Here is a 15,372-nt window from a genome sequence, read left to right as displayed (position 1 = left end):
ACGAAGCGTCTATGTCCGCGCTGACACTGGAGTCATTGATGATGCGATTCGCCTTCCGCTCCCGATCGCCGTTCGGTGTCGTGGGCTTTCTGGTCGTCATGGAGCTGGGGAGCGGCATGCTGCAGGGGTGGTTCTCGCCTCTGCTCGCGGCGATCGGGCAGCAGTTCTCCGTCAGCGCGGGCTCCCTCAACTGGGTCAACGCGATGTACATGCTGGTCACGGTCGCGTGTGTCCCGATCCTGGCGAAGCTCGGGGACATGTTCGGCCACAAGCGGCTCCTCGTCGTCGCGGCGGCACTCGTTGCCGTCGGCTCGCTGGTCGTCGCCTTCGCGCCGACCTTCGAGCTGTTCCTTCTCGGTCGCGCGCTTCAGGCGCCGCTGGCGGCTTTCCTGCCGCTTGAGTTCGCGATCGTCCGCTCCCGCGACGTGAAGTCGGCAAGCAGGAACATCGGCGTCCTGGTCGGTGCCCTCACTCTCGGCGCGGCTGTCGGCTCACTCGCCTCTGGCCTGCTGTACGCCTCGACGCAGAACCTGAACGTGGTCCTGCTGTTCCCCGCGATCTTCATCGCCCTGTGCGTTCCGGTGGTGATCTTTCTCGTGCCCGAGACGACCGTACGCAAGAAAGGCCGCATCGACTGGACGGGCGCGATCCTGCTCACGGCCGGTCTCCTCGCCACCCTCACGGGAATTTCGAACGGCGGCGCCTGGGGCTGGCTCGAGGCGAGGACCCTCTCTCTGGTGCTCGGCGGCGTCGTCGTGCTCACGCTCTGGGTGTTCGTGGAGCGCCGGGTGGAGAACCCCCTGGTCGATCTGTCAATGCTGGCGAAGAGCGGCATCGGCCTGCCGATCGTCGTATCCGCCCTCTTCGGAGCGCAGACCTACGGCGGGCAGACCGCGAGCTTCCTCTGGCTTCTCAGCGATCCGGCCCGGGAGGGATACGGACTCGGTCTGCCCCCGGCCGGTGCCGGCGCCATCATCGTGCTCTACGCGATCGCCGCGTTCGCCGGGACGCTGCTCGGCGAACGCCTTGCGCGGTGGGTCACCCCGCCGAGAGCCGTCGCGCTGGCCGGCGTCGTCGCGGGGGCGAGCTTCGCCCTCATGATCATCTTCTCCGGGTCGACGGCGATGTTCATCGGTTGGATGGCCTTGGGCGGTCTTTCCGCCGGTGTCCTCCTCGCCGTCCTCCCCTCGATCGTGGTGCGCAACGCACCCGCCGATTCCGTGGGCATCGCCTCGGCGTTGTTCAACACCGCGCGCACTGCGGCGGGCGCGGTCGCGGGCGCCGTCTTCGCGCTGGTGATGTCCCTCTTCGTCACCACGCGGAGCGTCGAAGGATCGACCGCGGTGAGTTCGACGCCCCTGTCGTTCTTCGCCGTCTGGGGGATCTGCCTGGTGATCTCCCTGGCGCTCTCCGCCCTCGCCCTGCGGATGCGCGTGGCGAGAGAACCTGACACCGACGAGACATCCACCGTCGAATCCCCCACCGCCGAGCCGATCGAGGAAAGATGACCATCGCAAAACGCCCTTCCCATCCGGAATCGTCCAACTCTGTCCGGGAGGCGATCCTCGCCTCCCGGACGGAATGGGAGGAGTCCGCGATCGCACTCAGCCGAGAGATACACCGAGTTCCCGAGATCGCCTTCCAGGAGCGCCACGCGTCGACCCTCGTCGCGCGAGAGCTCGAGGCCGCGGGCTTCGACGTCGCGATCGGCGCGTATGGACTCGACACCGCGGTCGAGGCGACCTATGGGAGCGGCGACGTGACCGTGGCGATCTGCGCCGAGTACGACGCGCTCCCCGGCATCGGTCACGCGTGCGGTCACAACATCATCGGCGCGGCAGCCGTCGGCGCGGCCATCGCACTGACGGCTGTCGCCGATCGAATCGGCCTCCGTATCAAGCTGCTCGGCACCCCCGCGGAGGAGCACGGCGGCGGAAAGGTGATCATGCTGGATGCGGGCGCGTGGGACGACGTCACGTTCTCCCTCATGGTGCACGGTGCTCCCGGCGAGGACGTCCGCTGCCTCGATGTCCGCACGCAGGCCGTGTGCCGATTGCACATCATGTTCCAAGGCCGGCCGGGACATACGGGCGGGCCTACTCCGAGCAGCGACAACGCCTCAAACGCGGCGACAATCGGACTCGTCGCCCTCGGTCTGCTCCGCCAGCATCTCCCCGACGGCGTTCGCGCCAATGCGTTCGTTTCCGAGGGCGGGCAGACGACCAATGTCGTCCCCGCCGCGGCCGCCGTGCGTGTCGAGGTCCGGGCCGACACCCTTGAGGACCTGCAAGAGACACGACGACGAATTCTCACCTGCTTCGAGGGAGGAGCGACGGCGGCGGGATGCACATGGAGCTGGGATGAAGCGGAGCCGACATACGCCGACATGCGGCAGGATCCGATCCTGGCAGCCGCATGGGACCGCAGCCTTGCATCGCTCGGCCGCGAAATACGCGAACGGCCGCGCCCCGCGGCCGGGTCCACCGACATGGGAAACGTGTCGCACGCGGTGCCATCGATTCACCCTCTTATCGCGGTCCTCGGGAGTACGTCCTGGCCGCACACCCCCGAGTTCACCGCGGACGCGACAGGCCCGGCCGCGGAACGCGCCGCCATCGACGGCGCCCTGGCGATGGCTCTCACCGTCGTCGACGTCGTCACGGGACCTCACCTCGGTCAACTCTCACATGAGGCGTTGCGCGCGGGTCTCGAGCCCACCGGGGCGTGAGTCGGGAACGCACCGAGCGTCATCACCGGTACTGCGGTCATCGGAGGTCGGTACCACGGACACACCCATGTTGGTACTGAGGGCAGATGTCACACCGTCGACGGATTCCTGGCGTGGGGGGTGATCGTTTCTCGGAATCTGACCAAACGCTACGGCGAGAAGACCGTCGTCGACGACCTGTCGTTCACCGTCCGTCCCGGGGTGGTGACCGGATTCCTCGGGCCGAACGGCGCGGGGAAATCGACGACGATGCGATCCGTCAGGCGGAGCGGCTGCGCCCGGACCTGGTCATCATGGACGTGCGGATGCCCGGGACAGACGGCATCGAGGCCACCCGGCAGATCATTGCCGGCCTACGCGAGACCAGAGTCCTTCTCCTCACGACGTTCGACGTCGACGAGTACGTGATCGCGGGGCTGGAGGCGGGCGCGAGCGGGTTCCTGACCAAGGACGCGGAGCCGACGGAGATCCTTTCTGCGATCCGGGCCATCGCCGCTGGAGATGCGGTGATAGCGCCGAGCGCCACTCGGCGTCTGCTCGACCGGCTCGCCGCGACACCCCTGTCGTGGCGCGACAACGAGGATCGGTCATTGGCGCTCGCCGCGGTCACGGCCTTGACGGACCGGGAACGCGAGATCCTCGTGGCAATCGGCGAGGGCGCCACGAACGCGGAGATCGCCACGCGCCTGCATCTCGCGGAGTCGACTGTGAAGGACTACGTAGGGCGGGTGTTCGCGAAGATCGGAGCTCGCGACCGGGTGCATGCGGTCATCATCGCGTTCCGCGCCGGTGCAGTTCCGTACCGCTGAGATCGCCTCTGCCGACCGTCTTTGGCCAGGGCTTGACCCTTAGCCGGGCTGTTCAGGGAGGAGAGAGCCCCGCCGGGTCGCTCTCGAGGGTTGTTCTGTGGCCGTCATGCGCGTCCGGCTTCGTGTGAGGGCCCGCGGCGATGTTCCCGCTGCGCGGGGACGTACCAATGAGCAACCGGCGAGCAACCACGGCCGATCTCGCCTCGCCGCCGAGGCCCCAAACCGGCCCAGAACCACCGGTCAAATTAGGTCATAAGTGGTGGGGCGCCAGGAATTCGAACCCTGAACCCACGGATTAAAAGTCGTGAGGATCTATGTCGGACCCAATCTCTCAGATTCCGCTCACCCTCCATACGGGCGAGTGATGATCTCCAGGTTGTGGCCGTTGGGGTCGGACCAGTACAGGCCGCGACCGCCGTCGTTGGTGTTGATCTGACCCGGCCGCTGGTGGAACGGGTCGGCCCAGAAGGTGAGTCCGCGGCCCTTGATCCGGCCCCAGATCTGGTCGAACTCCTCCTCAGTGACCAGGAAGGCATAGTGCTGGGGATGCACGGGACCATCGGCTCCGGCGACGTCGAGAGACACTTCGTTGCCGAGATCGACGACGAGGAACGGCCCGAAGGCCGTCGCGGGCGGCAGACCGAGAATCTCCACCAGAAACGCGGCGGTCTCCTCGCGGTCACGGGCTGCCACAATAGTGTGATTCAACCGCACTGACATGTCGATCTCCTTCCCAGACGGTCCCTACGCGGGGGTACGACAAGGGCCGCGACGTCTTTCGCCTCCTCGTTTCCATGATAGGAGCGGCCGCCAGGCCGGGTGAGTGCCCGCCGGAGCAACGGCGCATGGGCCAGATTGGGGGCCGAGCGTTCGATTTCGGCGGCGGCCCGGCTGTTCTCCGATGGGCCGATCACGAGCCGGAATGTGACGTTGCTGCGCCGGCACCGTGAAGGCGCGGGCCAAGGGCATCTGGGCATGCGATCTGTTCCACGTCGACACGGTCTTCCTCAAGAGGCTCTACGTTCTGTTTTTCATCGAGCGCCCCCTACTTGGGTCCGTGTCCGGGAAGATCGGGGCACCCCACTCTTGCCTGCCCGAACCGTGCCGGGGGCGGACGTTCACCAAGCCGAAGGGCAAGGGCAAACGGTCCATCGCCTTACCTCCTACCCTGATCATCCTTCTCAAGCGCCACAAGGAGTCTCAGAGGCTCGAACGGGAAGCGGCGGGGAAGTTGGAAAGACTGGGATCTCGTATGGTGCACGCCGAACGGAAGCCCGATCGATGCCGGGGACGACTGGGACGGCTGGCAGGAAGTCCTGCGACTCGCTGAGATCGACAAGGACGCCCGCGTTCGCGACGCGCGTCATACGGCCGCGACACTCCTGCTTGAACAAGGGGTGGACATCCGAGTGATTCAGGCGGTCCTCGGCCATTCCCAGCTGACCACGACCAAGCGGTACACCCACATCACGGAGGCACTGGCGATCGAGGCGGCGGGCCGGATGGGGCGGGCACTGTGGGACGGCTGACGGCAACGAACTGGTCGTAACTGCAACTGGAAATGCAACTGGGCAGGCTTCCCGATCATGGAAAATGGGAAGTCTGCCCAGTTCATTGGGGTAGGGCGCCTGGGACTCGAACCCAGAACCTACGGATTAAAAGTGGAGGGCGCTTATTGGCTTTCTCAGTGCTCTGACCTGGCGCCTTCGAGCGATGCCTCGTCGGGTCCAGCGCGGGCAATCCGCACATAGTCCGGATCTTGAAACCTTCCGTTGCCTCCTAGGATGTGCGACTCATGCTGGATCCGATCACGTCGATGGAGAGTTTCATGCTGGAGACCCAACGCTTGGTCATGCGTCGGTGGCAGGAGACCGACCGGGAGCCTTACGCGGCGTTGAACGCCGACCCTGAGGTCACGGAGTTTCTCTCCTCGGCTCTCACCCCGGAGCAGAGCGATCGAATGGTCGATCGCATCGAGGCGGGATTCGATAGGTACGGCTATGGGTTGTGGGCGCTCGAAGTCCGCGAGACGCGACAGTTCATCGGCTGGACCGGTTTGGCGGTGCAGACCTTCGAGGCGCACTTCACGCCGGCGGTCGAGATTGGCTGGCGGCTGGCCCGTTCCGCGTGGGGCCATGGTTACGCCACGGAAGCGGCCCGCGCGGCACTGGCCCACGGTTTCGAGGTGGCGGAACTGACGGAGATCGTGTCCATGACCACCGTGTCCAATATCCGTTCCCGTGCGGTGATGGAGCGGCTGGGAATGACCCGAGATCCGGCGGATGACTTCGATTACCCGCTCGTTCCGGCGGAGAGTCCGGTCCGCCATGCGGTGCTCTATCGGCTCAGCGCCGACCGGTGGCGCTCCTTGTGACGACCCGTGAGGATAATCAAAGAAGAATTCTTGCCGATCCGGCGAGCCGGTATTGAGGAACCAAGCACCGGATCGTTCAAGGGCGGTACCAGCTTCAACGCTGTACAACAGTTTACAAGATCTCGGCACGCGACCCTATGAGCTGCTGCGTTACAGGTCAGAGGTGGTTTCGCCTTGCCCGTGAGTCCCCGTGCTTCCCCCTTGGTGACCCTCCTGACGGGCACGCAACGGGCACGGCCTGAGAACCCCGTGCGGACGCACACACCTCCCCCGCCGGATCTTCCCGTCGCCGTCGTCCCACCCTCCGGGGAGCGGGCCGGGGCCAGGGCGCCAAGGTGGAGCGCCCCACCGGACGAACGACCTTGGCGCCCTGGCCCCGGTCTGCTCGGCTTGCCCTGGGACGACGGCGACGGGAAGAGCCGGCCCCCAACCACCTACGAACCTGGCTCTTGCTCCTGCCGATCATCCCGGAGCCGAAGTGCCCCCGCCGGAGGCTCTTGCTTTTTGTCTCGCTGCTCGATGATGGCCATGGCGACCGCGCCCAGCATGAAGCCGATGCCTATCAGAGCGAGAGTGACGGGTCGCCCGGATCCGTTCATGCCTGTGCTCCCTATGGTCTGGCATCCACCCAACAGGAGGGCAAGCGAACCAATCGTCAGGAAGATCCGGCGACCATACATAGTGAGTGACTGTAGGTCATAGCCGGTGGATGTCACCAGAGAAGCGGAGCGGCCAGCGCCGATGCGGAGCGTACCGAGGAGCCTTGGGAAGATTTGGGCCGGTGATTGCGACTTTCGCCCCTGAGAGGCGGTGCGGCCTCAGTGCGGCGGGTTGGTTTGGTGCGGCGTGTGGGCGGTGCGGCGGGCGGCCCGATTTCCGCCGCCGTTCGGGACCGGCGCCCACGCCGCACGCCCGGACGGCGGGCGGGGGGAGGGCCGTGCGGCGGCGCGCCGCGCCGCCGCCTTGACCTACCGGCGTAAGCGGGCGGTCTTCCATCACGTTCTGGAGTACGCCGTGGAGCTGGGGGAGCTTTCGGCAAATCCGATCCACAAGGTCAAGTTCCGCAAGGTCAAAACCGGTGGCGAGATCGATCGTCGGTCGGTGGTCAATCCTGAGCAGGCCCGTCAGCTGTTGATCGCGGTGACCTATGCGGGCCGTACCCGTGGCCAGATGATGGCGGCCATGTTCGCCTGCATGTACTTCGCCGGTCTTCGCCCGGCTGAGGCGGCCGGTCTGCGCAAGGCGAACTGTGAGCTTCCGGAGACCGGATGGGGCACGCTCACCTTGGAGAAGACCCGGCCGGAGAGCAACAAGCGTTACACCGACTCGGGAGAGTCCAACGACGAACGAGGGCTCAAGCACCGCGACGAGAAAGCCACGCGGACCGTGCCGATCCCCCCGGAACTGGTGGCCATCCTGCGCGGGCACATCGAGCGGTACGGCGTCGCCGAGGATGGCCGGCTGTTTCGGACCCGTACCGGCCAGAGCTTCCCCGGCTCCACGGTCTCGATGGTCTGGAAGCAGGCCCGGTCGTACGCCTTCACGCCTGACCAGGTCGCCTCGCCGCTCGCACGCAGACCGTACGACCTGCGGCACGCGGCGGTCTCACTGTGGCTGAACGCGGGGGTCCACGCGCCGGAGGTGGCGGAGCGGGCGGGGCACGGGGTGGATGTGCTGCTCAAGGTCTACGCCAAGTGCATCGACGGCCAACACGAGGTGGCCAACAAACGGATCTTGGAAGTGCTCACGACGTGACATTCTCAACAGCAGGACACGAAGGACTCCGGGTAGCCCTCGGGGTCCTTTGTCGTGTCGGCTCCCATGGTCCCGGAATCGTTCCGCGAGCTTCCGTGACTCTCGGGCTGACCTGGGGAAACAGCGGCGGTCCCATTCCGCGTATATTCCGGGACTCCTGGCAGACGGCTGCATTCGACTGCATCCGGCTGCATGGGCGGAGAAAGATCGCTAGGGACGTAGGCCCAGGTCAGAGCCTACGTTCCTGCTCGCGAGTGGTAGGGCGCCTGGGACTCGAACCCAGAACCTACGGATTAAAAGTCCGCAGCTCTAACCATTGAGCTAACGCCCCGCAGGTGACAGCGTACCGAGGATAGTGTCCACTGACGTCCGTCGCCAGGCCTATTCATGGTCATCGGTTTGCGGAACACCCGGTGGGGGGCGGGATCGGCTCCTAGAGTGGCAGGCATGACGAGCTCGGGGCTTGAGCCCGCCTTCGCCTCCCAGGTCTCCACGCGCCCAGGGTATGTCGTGGTCGATGTCGAGACCACCGGTTTCTCGCCGTCGAGGGGGGACCGGATCTGCGAGATCGCGCTCGTCTCGCTGGACACCCGGGGCGAGATCGTCGACGAGTGGCACTCGCTCGTCGATCCCCGGCGCGGCACCGGGGCCGTCCACGTCCACGGCATCACCAACGCGATGGTCCAGGGCGCGCCGGTGATCGAGGAGTTGCTGGACGAGATCTGGCGGCGGATCGCCGGCCGGGTCCTGGTGGCGCACAACGCCTCCTTCGACCTGCGCTTCCTGCGGAGCCTTCCCGGCAGTGAGTGGGTGACCGAGACCCTGTGTACGCAGCGGCTGGCGCCCGCCTTCATCCCCGAGGGCAGGTGGACGCTCGCCGCGTGCTGCGAGCGCGCCGGAATCCCGCTGCTCGGGGCCCACGCCGCGCTGGCCGATGCCCGCGCCGGGGCCGAACTGCTCCGTCACTACCTGCGTACGGGCGTCTCCTGGGAGGAGGAGCTCAGCAGGGCGGCCCAGGCCCCCGAGTGGCGGCCCTCCGGGCTTCCCCAGCGGCCTCCGCGTCGCCGGTGAGCCCGGAAAGCCGTCGAGAGCGCGGAAGGTGAGTCCGGAAAAATGAGTCCCCGAAGGGGTCTCCCCGCCGTCGGCGGATCAGGGAAACCGATGATCCCGGAGATGGTCAGCGGTAGGCGGGGATGCCGGTCAGGGCCTCGCCGAGCACGAGGGTGTGAATCTCCTGGGTGCCCTCGTACGTCAGCACGCTCTCCAGGTTGTTCATGTGCCGGATCACCGGATACTCCAGTGTGATGCCGTTGCCGCCCAGGATGGAGCGCGCCTGGCGGGCGATGTCCAGGGCGGCGCGGACGTTGGCGAGCTTGCCGAAGCTGACCTGGTGCGGGGTGAGGGTGCCCTCGTCCTTGAGGCGGCCCAGGTGGAGGGCGGTGAGCTGCGACTGCCCCACGCCGACGTACATCCAGGCGAGTTTCTCCTGGGTCAGCTGGAAACCGCCGATGGGCCTGCCGAACTGGACGCGGGAGGTGGAGTAGTCGACGGCCGACTCCAGGCAGGCGCGGGCGGCGCCCACCACGCCCCACACGATGCCGAAACGGGCCTCGGACAGGCATGACAGCGGGCCCTTCAGGCCGCGCACCCCGGGCAGTACGGCGGAGGCGGGCAGGCGTACGTCGTCGAAGTAGAGCGAGGAGGTCACCGAGGCCCGCAGGGACATCTTCCTGTGGATCTCCGGGGCGCTGAACCCCGGGGTGTCCGTGGGCACCACGAAACCGCGGACGCCGTCCTCGGTCCGCGCCCAGACCACGGCGATGTCGGCGACGGAGCCGTTGGTGATCCACATCTTGGAGCCGTTGAGTATCCAGTCGCCCGAGGGGTCCTGCTTGGCGTGGGTGCGCATGCCGGCGGGGTCGGAGCCCTGGTCGGGCTCGGTCAGGCCGAAGCAGCCGATCGCCTCGCCCGCGGCCATCCTGGGGAGCCACTCGTCCTTCTGCTCGTCGGAGCCGTACTTCCAGATCGGGAACATCGCGAGCGAGCCCTGCACGGACACGAACGACCGCAGCCCGGAGTCTCCCGCCTCCAGCTCACGACAGGCCACGCCGTACGAGACGGCGTCGAGGCCCGCGCAGCCGTACCCCTCCAGGTGCATGCCCAGCACGCCGAGCGAGCCGAGGGCCGGGGCGAGCTCGCGGGCGGGGAAGACGGCTTCCTCGAACCAGTCGCCGACGTGGGGGAGGATCCGGTCCGCGACGAACTCTCGTACGGTGTCGCGGATGAGGCGCTGCTCCTCTGCGAGCGCGTCGTCGATGCGCAGGAGATCGTCCATGGGATTTCCCTCTCTCTTCGGCCCTGTCAGGGTATTACCGGTGCCGGTGGGACGGAGGTCAGGGTCGTGACCGGCCTAGGAAGGGGTGGGAGTCAGGGTCGTGCCAGGGGGAATCCCGATGTGAGGAAAGCTCACTCTCGGGCAGTCTGTGGATATGAACGAAAACGACTTCACCGGCGTCAAGAAGCTTCAGAGGACCAAGGACGGGCGCATCATCGCGGGTGTGGCCTCCGGTCTCGGGCGCTACATCGGAGTGGACCCCAACATCATCCGCGCGGCCCTCGCGATCGCCACCTTCTTCGGTGGCCTCGGTATCGCGGTCTACGCGATCGGCTGGGTGCTCCTGCCCGACGAGAGGAAGGACAGGTCGCTCCTGCAGGACATGGTCGAGAAGAACAAGGACAACCCGATCTGGGTGGACGCCAAGACCAAGGCCGAGCAGGGCTGGGCCAAGGCCACCAACCAGCACCGCGCGCCGCACCAGCCGGGTTCGGAGTACCCCACCCACCAGGCCCCCTTCCCGCCTGCCGCCCCCCAGGCCCCGTACGGCACGCCCACTCAGGCCCCGTACGGCACGGAGCCGCGGCAGGACGACACCCGTCCCCAGGTGTGAGTCAGGAGGTCGCCTCCGCGCGAACCCTCTCGATGATCTCCTTACGGGAACCTCTCCAGAACACGGCCAGCGCGGCCGCCACGGCGAGCCCGGCCGCGCCGGCCAGCGCGACCACCAGCTCGGGGCCGAGGTGGTCGGCGGCGGCTCCGCCGATCAGGATGCCGACGCCCTGGGAGGCGAGCAGGCCGGACTGGACGAGACCGAAGGCCTGTCCCCGCCGCTCGGAGGGGACACACTGCACGAACGCGGCGTTGGCCGCGAGCTGGTAGGCCCCACCCAGGCCCGAGACGAACCACAACAGCAGCACCACAGGAAGCGGTGGCTGCGCGGCGCACAGGATCAGCGGCGCGCAGGTGAGCATCGCCATCCGGCCCATCGATCGCAACCGGTTCGATGGGCTGACGTAGCGGCTGAAAAGGAACGCGCCGACGACGGTGCCGGTGGGCATGGCGCCCATCAGCAGACCGGTGACCAGCGAGAGCTGCTGGGGATTTCCGGTCAGCTCCGCGGCGTACGGGGCGGCGATCCCCTCGGGCAGCACGTAGAAGCCACAGAGCCAGGCGAAGAGCACCAGCGTACGCAGCCGGGGGTCGCCGAAGACCAGCCTGGCGCCGGCGCGGGTCATCGTCCACATCGAGGGCCGGTTCTCGTCGGCGGGGAGAGGCGCGGGACGCCGCCGTACCCCGGAGACGATGATGAGCGCGGAGGCGAGGAAGGTCGACGCGTCCAGCGCCAGCGCGCGGTACGGACCCATTCCCATGATCAGGAAGCCGCCGACGGCGAAGCCGAGCATCTGCGCGCCCTGGTTGGTCATGTTCTGCAGGGCCGAGCCCGCCACGTAGCGATCGCCCTTGAGCAGCTCGGGCAGCAGAGCCGCCCGCGCCGCGGAGAACGGCGCGCTGAGCAGCACCACGCAGAAGACCAGCACGCAGAGCGTGGCGAACGAGACGCCGGGCACCGCCATGAGCGCGACGAGGAGGGCCCGGAGCAGGTCGCAGGTGATCATGATGCCCCGGCGGGCGTAGCGGTCGGCGAGTCCCGCGAGAAGCGGCCCGCCGATGATCGGCGGCAGGTAGGTCAGGGCGTAGACCGAGGCCGTCGCGAGGGGTGAGTCCGTCCGTTCGAAGACGAGAATGGACAGTGCCACCCGTGAGAGCTGGTCACCGAGGAGGGAAAGCCCTTGGCCCAGCCAGAGCGCACGGAACTCCCTGATGGCGATGACCTCGCCGTAGGTCGCTTGGCGTTCCGCCGGACGGCGGTGCCGCCCGGGTAGTCGGCCGGACTTTGTCGCCGCCATAGGACTCCGCTGAGCTCGCAGGCACACTGACTGTGGGTGTTCACTGTGTAACCTACGGTGCCTGTTACGGAGCCGCTGCGCAACCGAAAGCGATTAAGCGCATGCAAACTGTGATGATAAGCCGCGACATTCCGGAAAGAAGGCCTTTGACGTGCAGTGCGGGCTACTTACCAGCCCAGCTCGTGCAACCGGTCATCGTCGATGCCGAAATGGTGGGCGATCTCATGAACGACGGTTATCTGAACCTCTTCGATGACCTGGTCCTCGGTCTCGCAGATCGAGCAGATCGGGTTGCGGTAGATCTCGATCCGGTCGGGTAACACTCCTGCGTACCAGTCGCCCCGCTCGGTGAGCGGAATACCCGTGTAGAGGCCCAGAAGATTCGGTTCAGGGGGGTCGTCCACGACGACGAGCACCACGTTGTCCATGACTTTCGTCAGCTCGGGGGGAATGGTGTCCAGGGCTTCGGCCACTAGCTCCTCAAACTTCTCCCGCGAGATCTCGATCACACCCGTCATTCTGCCCCGTGATCCCGGGTAGAGGTGGAGGCGCATGAAATTCGCTGATTGGACCCAGGGAGCCCGCCGTTTCGTCACCGGTCTCGCCACCGGGCGAATCGCCCGCGGCGTGGCCGTCGCCGCCGTCGCCCTGGCCGGTGCGTGGCTCGGCGTCATGCTGGGCGGTGCCGTACGGGCCAACGTCGGCCCGGTGGAGCTCGGCATGTCGGCGGAACCCTCGTGGACCGGGGAGACCGTCGTCGACGCACACCCCTTCGGCACACTTCTGTTCGACACCCACGACGCCCCCGTCGGCCTCCGGGTGACCCTGGAGAACATCAACCCCGAGCGGGCCCGCGGATTCCTGGACGACCCGCGCTTCTCCGCCGACCGCCTCCCCGCGCTCCTGGAGGAGGAACTGGGCGCCGGAGTCAGGACGCTGGTCCTGCGCGCCGCGCTCAGCGGCCTGGTGGGCGCCCTGGTGACGTCCCTGATCGTCTTCCGCAGGCCGGGACCGGCCCTCGCGGGCCTGCTGGGCATCACCGTCGCGATCGCCGGCACGGGGGCCGCCATCGCCCTCACCTTCAGGCCCGACTCGGTGGTGGAGCCCAAGTACACCGGCCTGCTCGCCGGCGCGCCGTCCCTCGTCGGCGACGCCGAGTCGATCGTGACCAGGTTCGAGTCCTACCGGGTCCAGCTCGCCAAACTCGTCAACAACGTCTCCCAGCTCTACGACACCGTCTCCGCCCTGCCGGTCTACGACGCCGACCCCACCTCGATCCGGGTGCTGCACGTCTCCGACATCCATCTCAGCCCCATCGCCTGGAACCTCATCCGCTCCATCACCACCCAGTTCAAGATCGACGCGATCATCGACACCGGCGACCTGACCGACCACGGCACGGGCCCCGAGGACAGGTTCACCGAGGAGATCAGCACCTTCGGGGTCCCGTACGTCTTCGTCAGGGGCAACCACGACTCCATGGCCACCCAGCGGGCCGTGGCCAAACAGAAGGGCGCGGTCGTCCTCGACGGCGAGGCCAAGACCGTGGCGGGGCTGCGCATCTACGGCATCGGCGACCCCCGGTTCACCCCGGACAAATCCGTCCCCGTCGACTCGAACCTCGAATCGCTCGACGCCCTCGGCCGCTCGCACGCCGCCGAACTGGCGAAGCTGCCCAAGCAGGTCGATCTTGTCGCCGTCCACGACCCGACGATCGCCAAGGGGCTCTCCGGAGCGGCCCCGATGGTCCTCGCCGGCCACTCCCACGCGCGATCCACCGAGCTGCTGCCCTCCGGCACCCGCGTCCTGGTCCAGGGATCCACCGGCGGAGCCGGCCTGCGGGCCCTCGAACACGACGAGCCGACCCCCGTCGAGGCCTCCGTTCTGTACTTCGACGCCCACACGAACCGCCTGCGGGCCTGGGACGACATCACCCTGGGCGGGCTGGGCGAGCAGTCGGTTCAGATCCAGCGTCACGTTGAGACCGACCCTGGCCGTACAATTTCTCCTGTGCCGACGACCGCCCCGTCTCCAACGGGGTCCGTCACCGTCACACCGTCGCCGTAGGTCGCAAACCGCTTTGGCAACAGGGCAAAAGTCCCCTATGCTTCAGAGGTCTCCAACGGAAGACGGCAACGGAACGAGACGAGAGTCTTGAGCCCCCATCGTCTAGTGGCCTAGGACACCGCCCTTTCAAGGCGGCGACACGGGTTCGAATCCCGTTGGGGGCACGGCCGAGCCAAGGCTCGCCAGGGAAACGGCAGGTCGAAGACCTCCGGAAAACTGGTAGGCTAAGCGAGGCAAGAACGACCGGGACAAAAGCCCCGGAAGCAAGGTCCTGTAGAGCAGTTTGGAGTGCTCGCCACCCTGTCAAGGTGGAGGTCGCGGGTTCAAGTCCCGTCAGGACCGCTCTGGTAGGTGTTCGATCCACCACCGAGGTCAGGTAGCTCAGTCGGTACGAGCGTCCGCCTGAAAAGCGGAAGGTCGGCGGTTCGACCCCGCCCCTGACCACAGCAACTGAGCAGCACAAACGCCCCGAGCCAATTATGGCCGGGGCGCTTTTCGTTGTGCTTGACGACAACGCGCTCTTTTCGTTGAGGGAGCGAGTTCCGCACCTTGGATCAGGAGCCGCTTCACCGTAGGAATGTCAGTCGCAGAAGAAACGCTCAACGCGACCAGTCCGAACTGTTCTGTCTCCTCGCCCTCAACCCCGAACAGCGCGAAGGCGTCACCAGCCGCCGGCCCCTGGAGCTTGTTGGCACCGCCGGTGTCCGGACTACGGGGGAACCTCAGCTCAAGAATCCCTGAAGATCTTCTGTTGATCCGTCAGTTGATTCGGCGCTCCGGCTGCCCGGTCAGGCGGGAGATGGTCTCGAAGTCGGCGTCGGCATGCAGCACGGTGAGCTTGTGGTGCCGAGCCGTTACGGCCATGAGGAGATCGACCGGGGAGGCGCTCTGGTGCCACCCCTTGTCGGCGAGTTCGCGTTGCAACTCGCTCGTCTCGTCCCAGGCCGATTCGGGGACGACGTAGTACGGGAAGGTCTCCTGGAGCAGATTTCCTGCTTCATAGAAGGCCGGCCGACCGCCGACGGCTCGGAGATATTCCTGCCTGACAGGCTCGCAGATGCCGACGAGCCCGGCAGAGACCGTCTGGTCCCATTCTGTTCCGACCTGGCCGCGATAGAAGCGGACCAAGGCGCTGGTATCGATGAGATAGAGCTCTGTCACGCCACAGCCTGGCCTGCACCGTCACCCTTGTCGATGGCTGAGAAGTCGATCTCGCCTTCAGCCACCATCTCCCGCATGCGAGCGACGGCCGCCGCCCGCTTGCGTCGATCAACGATCTCTCGTAGAGCGGCGTTGACCGTATCTTTCTTGGACGAGGTGCCGAGCAACTTCGCGGCCTCGGCTAGTGCCTCGTCATCGAGGTCGATCAGGGTCTTGGTCATGACACCCCCGCC

Annotated in this window: 15 protein-coding genes, 4 tRNA genes and 1 pseudogene; 13 read left to right on the top strand and 7 right to left on the bottom strand. The window is 66.8% G+C overall.

What is annotated here, in order from left to right; translation table 11 throughout:
• Positions 1-38 precede the first annotated feature (38 nt).
• The 4 genes from ABT352_RS00500 to ABT352_RS00485 all read left to right on the top strand — a co-directional run bounded on the left by ABT352_RS00500 (position 39) and on the right by ABT352_RS00485 (position 3,537).
• Entirely contained in the window at positions 39-1,508 is a 1,470-nt protein-coding gene (locus ABT352_RS00500) for an MFS transporter (RefSeq protein ID WP_350941376.1), read from the top strand.
• Positions 1,505-2,728, top strand: coding sequence for an amidohydrolase (locus ABT352_RS00495; RefSeq protein WP_350941374.1), 1,224 nt, complete (start codon positions 1,505-1,507; stop codon positions 2,726-2,728). The genes ABT352_RS00500 and ABT352_RS00495 overlap by 4 nt, the downstream gene beginning before the upstream one ends.
• A gap of 120 nt (positions 2,729-2,848) precedes the next feature.
• Entirely contained in the window at positions 2,849-3,136 is a 288-nt protein-coding gene (locus ABT352_RS40725) for an ATP-binding cassette domain-containing protein (protein WP_502992730.1), read from the top strand.
• Entirely contained in the window at positions 3,022-3,537 is a 516-nt protein-coding gene (locus ABT352_RS00485; protein ID WP_350941373.1) for a LuxR C-terminal-related transcriptional regulator, read from the top strand. Before ABT352_RS40725 ends, ABT352_RS00485 begins: the two co-directional genes overlap by 115 nt.
• Positions 3,538-3,879: 342 nt before the next feature.
• On the opposite strand, the gene ABT352_RS00480 is transcribed toward ABT352_RS00485, so the two are convergent.
• Positions 3,880-4,257 (bottom strand): VOC family protein, encoded by a 378-nt coding sequence (locus ABT352_RS00480; RefSeq protein ID WP_350941372.1) that lies wholly within the window; start codon positions 4,255-4,257, stop codon positions 3,880-3,882.
• A 533-nt stretch (positions 4,258-4,790) separates the two neighbouring features.
• Between ABT352_RS00480 and ABT352_RS00475 the strand changes: the two are divergent.
• The 3 genes and pseudogenes from ABT352_RS00475 to ABT352_RS00465 all read left to right on the top strand — a co-directional run.
• A pseudogene (locus tag ABT352_RS00475) lies at positions 4,791-5,066 on the top strand (tyrosine-type recombinase/integrase); the annotation flags it as partial.
• Between the two features lie 266 nt (positions 5,067-5,332).
• Positions 5,333-5,911 carry a GNAT family N-acetyltransferase gene (locus ABT352_RS00470; protein ID WP_350941370.1) on the top strand — a complete coding sequence of 193 codons (579 nt, stop codon included), beginning with the start codon at positions 5,333-5,335 and terminating at the stop codon, positions 5,909-5,911.
• A gap of 846 nt (positions 5,912-6,757) precedes the next feature.
• The gene (locus ABT352_RS00465; protein WP_350941369.1) at positions 6,758-7,666 is read left to right on the top strand and encodes a tyrosine-type recombinase/integrase; all 909 of its coding nucleotides are present in this window, start codon (positions 6,758-6,760) and stop codon (positions 7,664-7,666) included.
• A 255-nt stretch (positions 7,667-7,921) separates the two neighbouring features.
• Here ABT352_RS00465 and ABT352_RS00460 read toward each other — a convergent pair.
• Positions 7,922-7,997: transfer RNA gene (locus ABT352_RS00460), tRNA-Lys, on the bottom strand.
• A gap of 116 nt (positions 7,998-8,113) precedes the next feature.
• On the opposite strand from ABT352_RS00460, the gene ABT352_RS00455 reads away from it, so the two are divergent.
• Positions 8,114-8,737 carry a 3'-5' exonuclease gene (locus ABT352_RS00455; protein ID WP_350941368.1) on the top strand — a complete coding sequence of 208 codons (624 nt, stop codon included), beginning with the start codon at positions 8,114-8,116 and terminating at the stop codon, positions 8,735-8,737.
• 106 nt (positions 8,738-8,843) lie between these two features.
• On the opposite strand, the gene ABT352_RS00450 is transcribed toward ABT352_RS00455, so the two are convergent.
• Positions 8,844-10,001 carry an acyl-CoA dehydrogenase family protein gene (locus ABT352_RS00450; protein WP_350941366.1) on the bottom strand — a complete coding sequence of 386 codons (1,158 nt, stop codon included), beginning with the start codon at positions 9,999-10,001 and terminating at the stop codon, positions 8,844-8,846.
• A 154-nt stretch (positions 10,002-10,155) separates the two neighbouring features.
• Between ABT352_RS00450 and ABT352_RS00445 the strand changes: the two genes are divergently transcribed.
• Positions 10,156-10,614, top strand: a complete 459-nt coding sequence (locus tag ABT352_RS00445; protein WP_350941365.1) for a PspC domain-containing protein — start codon at positions 10,156-10,158, stop codon at positions 10,612-10,614.
• Position 10,615: 1 nt separating this feature from the next.
• On the opposite strand, the gene ABT352_RS00440 is transcribed toward ABT352_RS00445, so the two are convergent.
• Positions 10,616-11,911: an MFS transporter gene (locus ABT352_RS00440; RefSeq protein ID WP_350941363.1), complete on the bottom strand. Its 1,296-nt coding sequence runs from the start codon at positions 11,909-11,911 to the stop codon at positions 10,616-10,618.
• Positions 11,912-12,078: 167 nt separating this feature from the next.
• Positions 12,079-12,429: a metallopeptidase family protein gene (locus tag ABT352_RS00435; RefSeq protein WP_350941362.1), complete on the bottom strand. Its 351-nt coding sequence runs from the start codon at positions 12,427-12,429 to the stop codon at positions 12,079-12,081.
• 34 nt (positions 12,430-12,463) lie between these two features.
• Between ABT352_RS00435 and ABT352_RS00430 the strand changes: the two genes are divergently transcribed.
• The 4 genes from ABT352_RS00430 (at position 12,464) to ABT352_RS00415 (ending at position 14,422) form a co-directional block, all read left to right on the top strand.
• A complete protein-coding gene (locus ABT352_RS00430; protein WP_350941361.1) occupies positions 12,464-13,978 on the top strand; it encodes a metallophosphoesterase family protein in 1,515 nt (504 codons plus the stop codon).
• Between the two features lie 91 nt (positions 13,979-14,069).
• Positions 14,070-14,142, top strand: a tRNA-Glu gene (locus ABT352_RS00425).
• A gap of 103 nt (positions 14,143-14,245) precedes the next feature.
• Positions 14,246-14,320, top strand: a tRNA-Asp gene (locus tag ABT352_RS00420).
• 28 nt (positions 14,321-14,348) lie between these two features.
• Positions 14,349-14,422: transfer RNA gene (locus ABT352_RS00415), tRNA-Phe, on the top strand.
• Positions 14,423-14,737: 315 nt separating this feature from the next.
• Here the strand turns inward: ABT352_RS00415 and ABT352_RS00410 are convergent.
• Both ABT352_RS00410 and ABT352_RS00405 read right to left on the bottom strand, forming a co-directional pair.
• Positions 14,738-15,139, bottom strand: coding sequence for a PIN domain nuclease (locus tag ABT352_RS00410; RefSeq protein WP_350941359.1), 402 nt, complete (start codon positions 15,137-15,139; stop codon positions 14,738-14,740).
• Positions 15,136-15,360, bottom strand: a complete 225-nt coding sequence (locus ABT352_RS00405) for a type II toxin-antitoxin system VapB family antitoxin (protein WP_350941358.1) — start codon at positions 15,358-15,360, stop codon at positions 15,136-15,138. The genes ABT352_RS00410 and ABT352_RS00405 overlap by 4 nt, the downstream gene beginning before the upstream one ends.
• Positions 15,361-15,372: the final 12 nt, after the last annotated feature.

The organism is Streptosporangium sp. NPDC000563, assembly GCF_040299985.1.
Taxonomy (GTDB): domain Bacteria; phylum Actinomycetota; class Actinomycetes; order Streptosporangiales; family Streptosporangiaceae; genus Streptosporangium.
The sequence above is the reverse complement of the archived record's forward strand: the minus strand, read 5'-3'. Positions and strand labels throughout refer to the sequence as shown.

Excerpts from the sequence above, each read along its gene's own strand:
- ABT352_RS00485 (WP_350941373.1), top strand. The coding sequence starts at position 3,022 with ATGGACGTGCGGATGCCCGGGACAGACGGCATCGAGGCCACCCGGCAG.
- ABT352_RS00455 (WP_350941368.1), top strand. The coding sequence starts at position 8,114 with ATGACGAGCTCGGGGCTTGAGCCCGCCTTCGCCTCCCAGGTCTCCACG.
- ABT352_RS00480 (WP_350941372.1), bottom strand. The coding sequence starts at position 4,257 with ATGTCAGTGCGGTTGAATCACACTATTGTGGCAGCCCGTGACCGCGAG.
- ABT352_RS00495 (WP_350941374.1), top strand. The coding sequence starts at position 1,505 with ATGACCATCGCAAAACGCCCTTCCCATCCGGAATCGTCCAACTCTGTC.
- ABT352_RS00470 (WP_350941370.1), top strand. The coding sequence starts at position 5,333 with ATGCTGGATCCGATCACGTCGATGGAGAGTTTCATGCTGGAGACCCAA.
- ABT352_RS00405 (WP_350941358.1), bottom strand. The coding sequence starts at position 15,360 with ATGACCAAGACCCTGATCGACCTCGATGACGAGGCACTAGCCGAGGCC.
- ABT352_RS00430 (WP_350941361.1), top strand. The coding sequence starts at position 12,464 with ATGAAATTCGCTGATTGGACCCAGGGAGCCCGCCGTTTCGTCACCGGT.
- ABT352_RS00500 (WP_350941376.1), top strand. The coding sequence starts at position 39 with ATGATGCGATTCGCCTTCCGCTCCCGATCGCCGTTCGGTGTCGTGGGC.
- ABT352_RS00450 (WP_350941366.1), bottom strand. The coding sequence starts at position 10,001 with ATGGACGATCTCCTGCGCATCGACGACGCGCTCGCAGAGGAGCAGCGC.
- ABT352_RS00445 (WP_350941365.1), top strand. The coding sequence starts at position 10,156 with ATGAACGAAAACGACTTCACCGGCGTCAAGAAGCTTCAGAGGACCAAG.
- ABT352_RS00440 (WP_350941363.1), bottom strand. The coding sequence starts at position 11,911 with ATGGCGGCGACAAAGTCCGGCCGACTACCCGGGCGGCACCGCCGTCCG.
- ABT352_RS00435 (WP_350941362.1), bottom strand. The coding sequence starts at position 12,429 with ATGACGGGTGTGATCGAGATCTCGCGGGAGAAGTTTGAGGAGCTAGTG.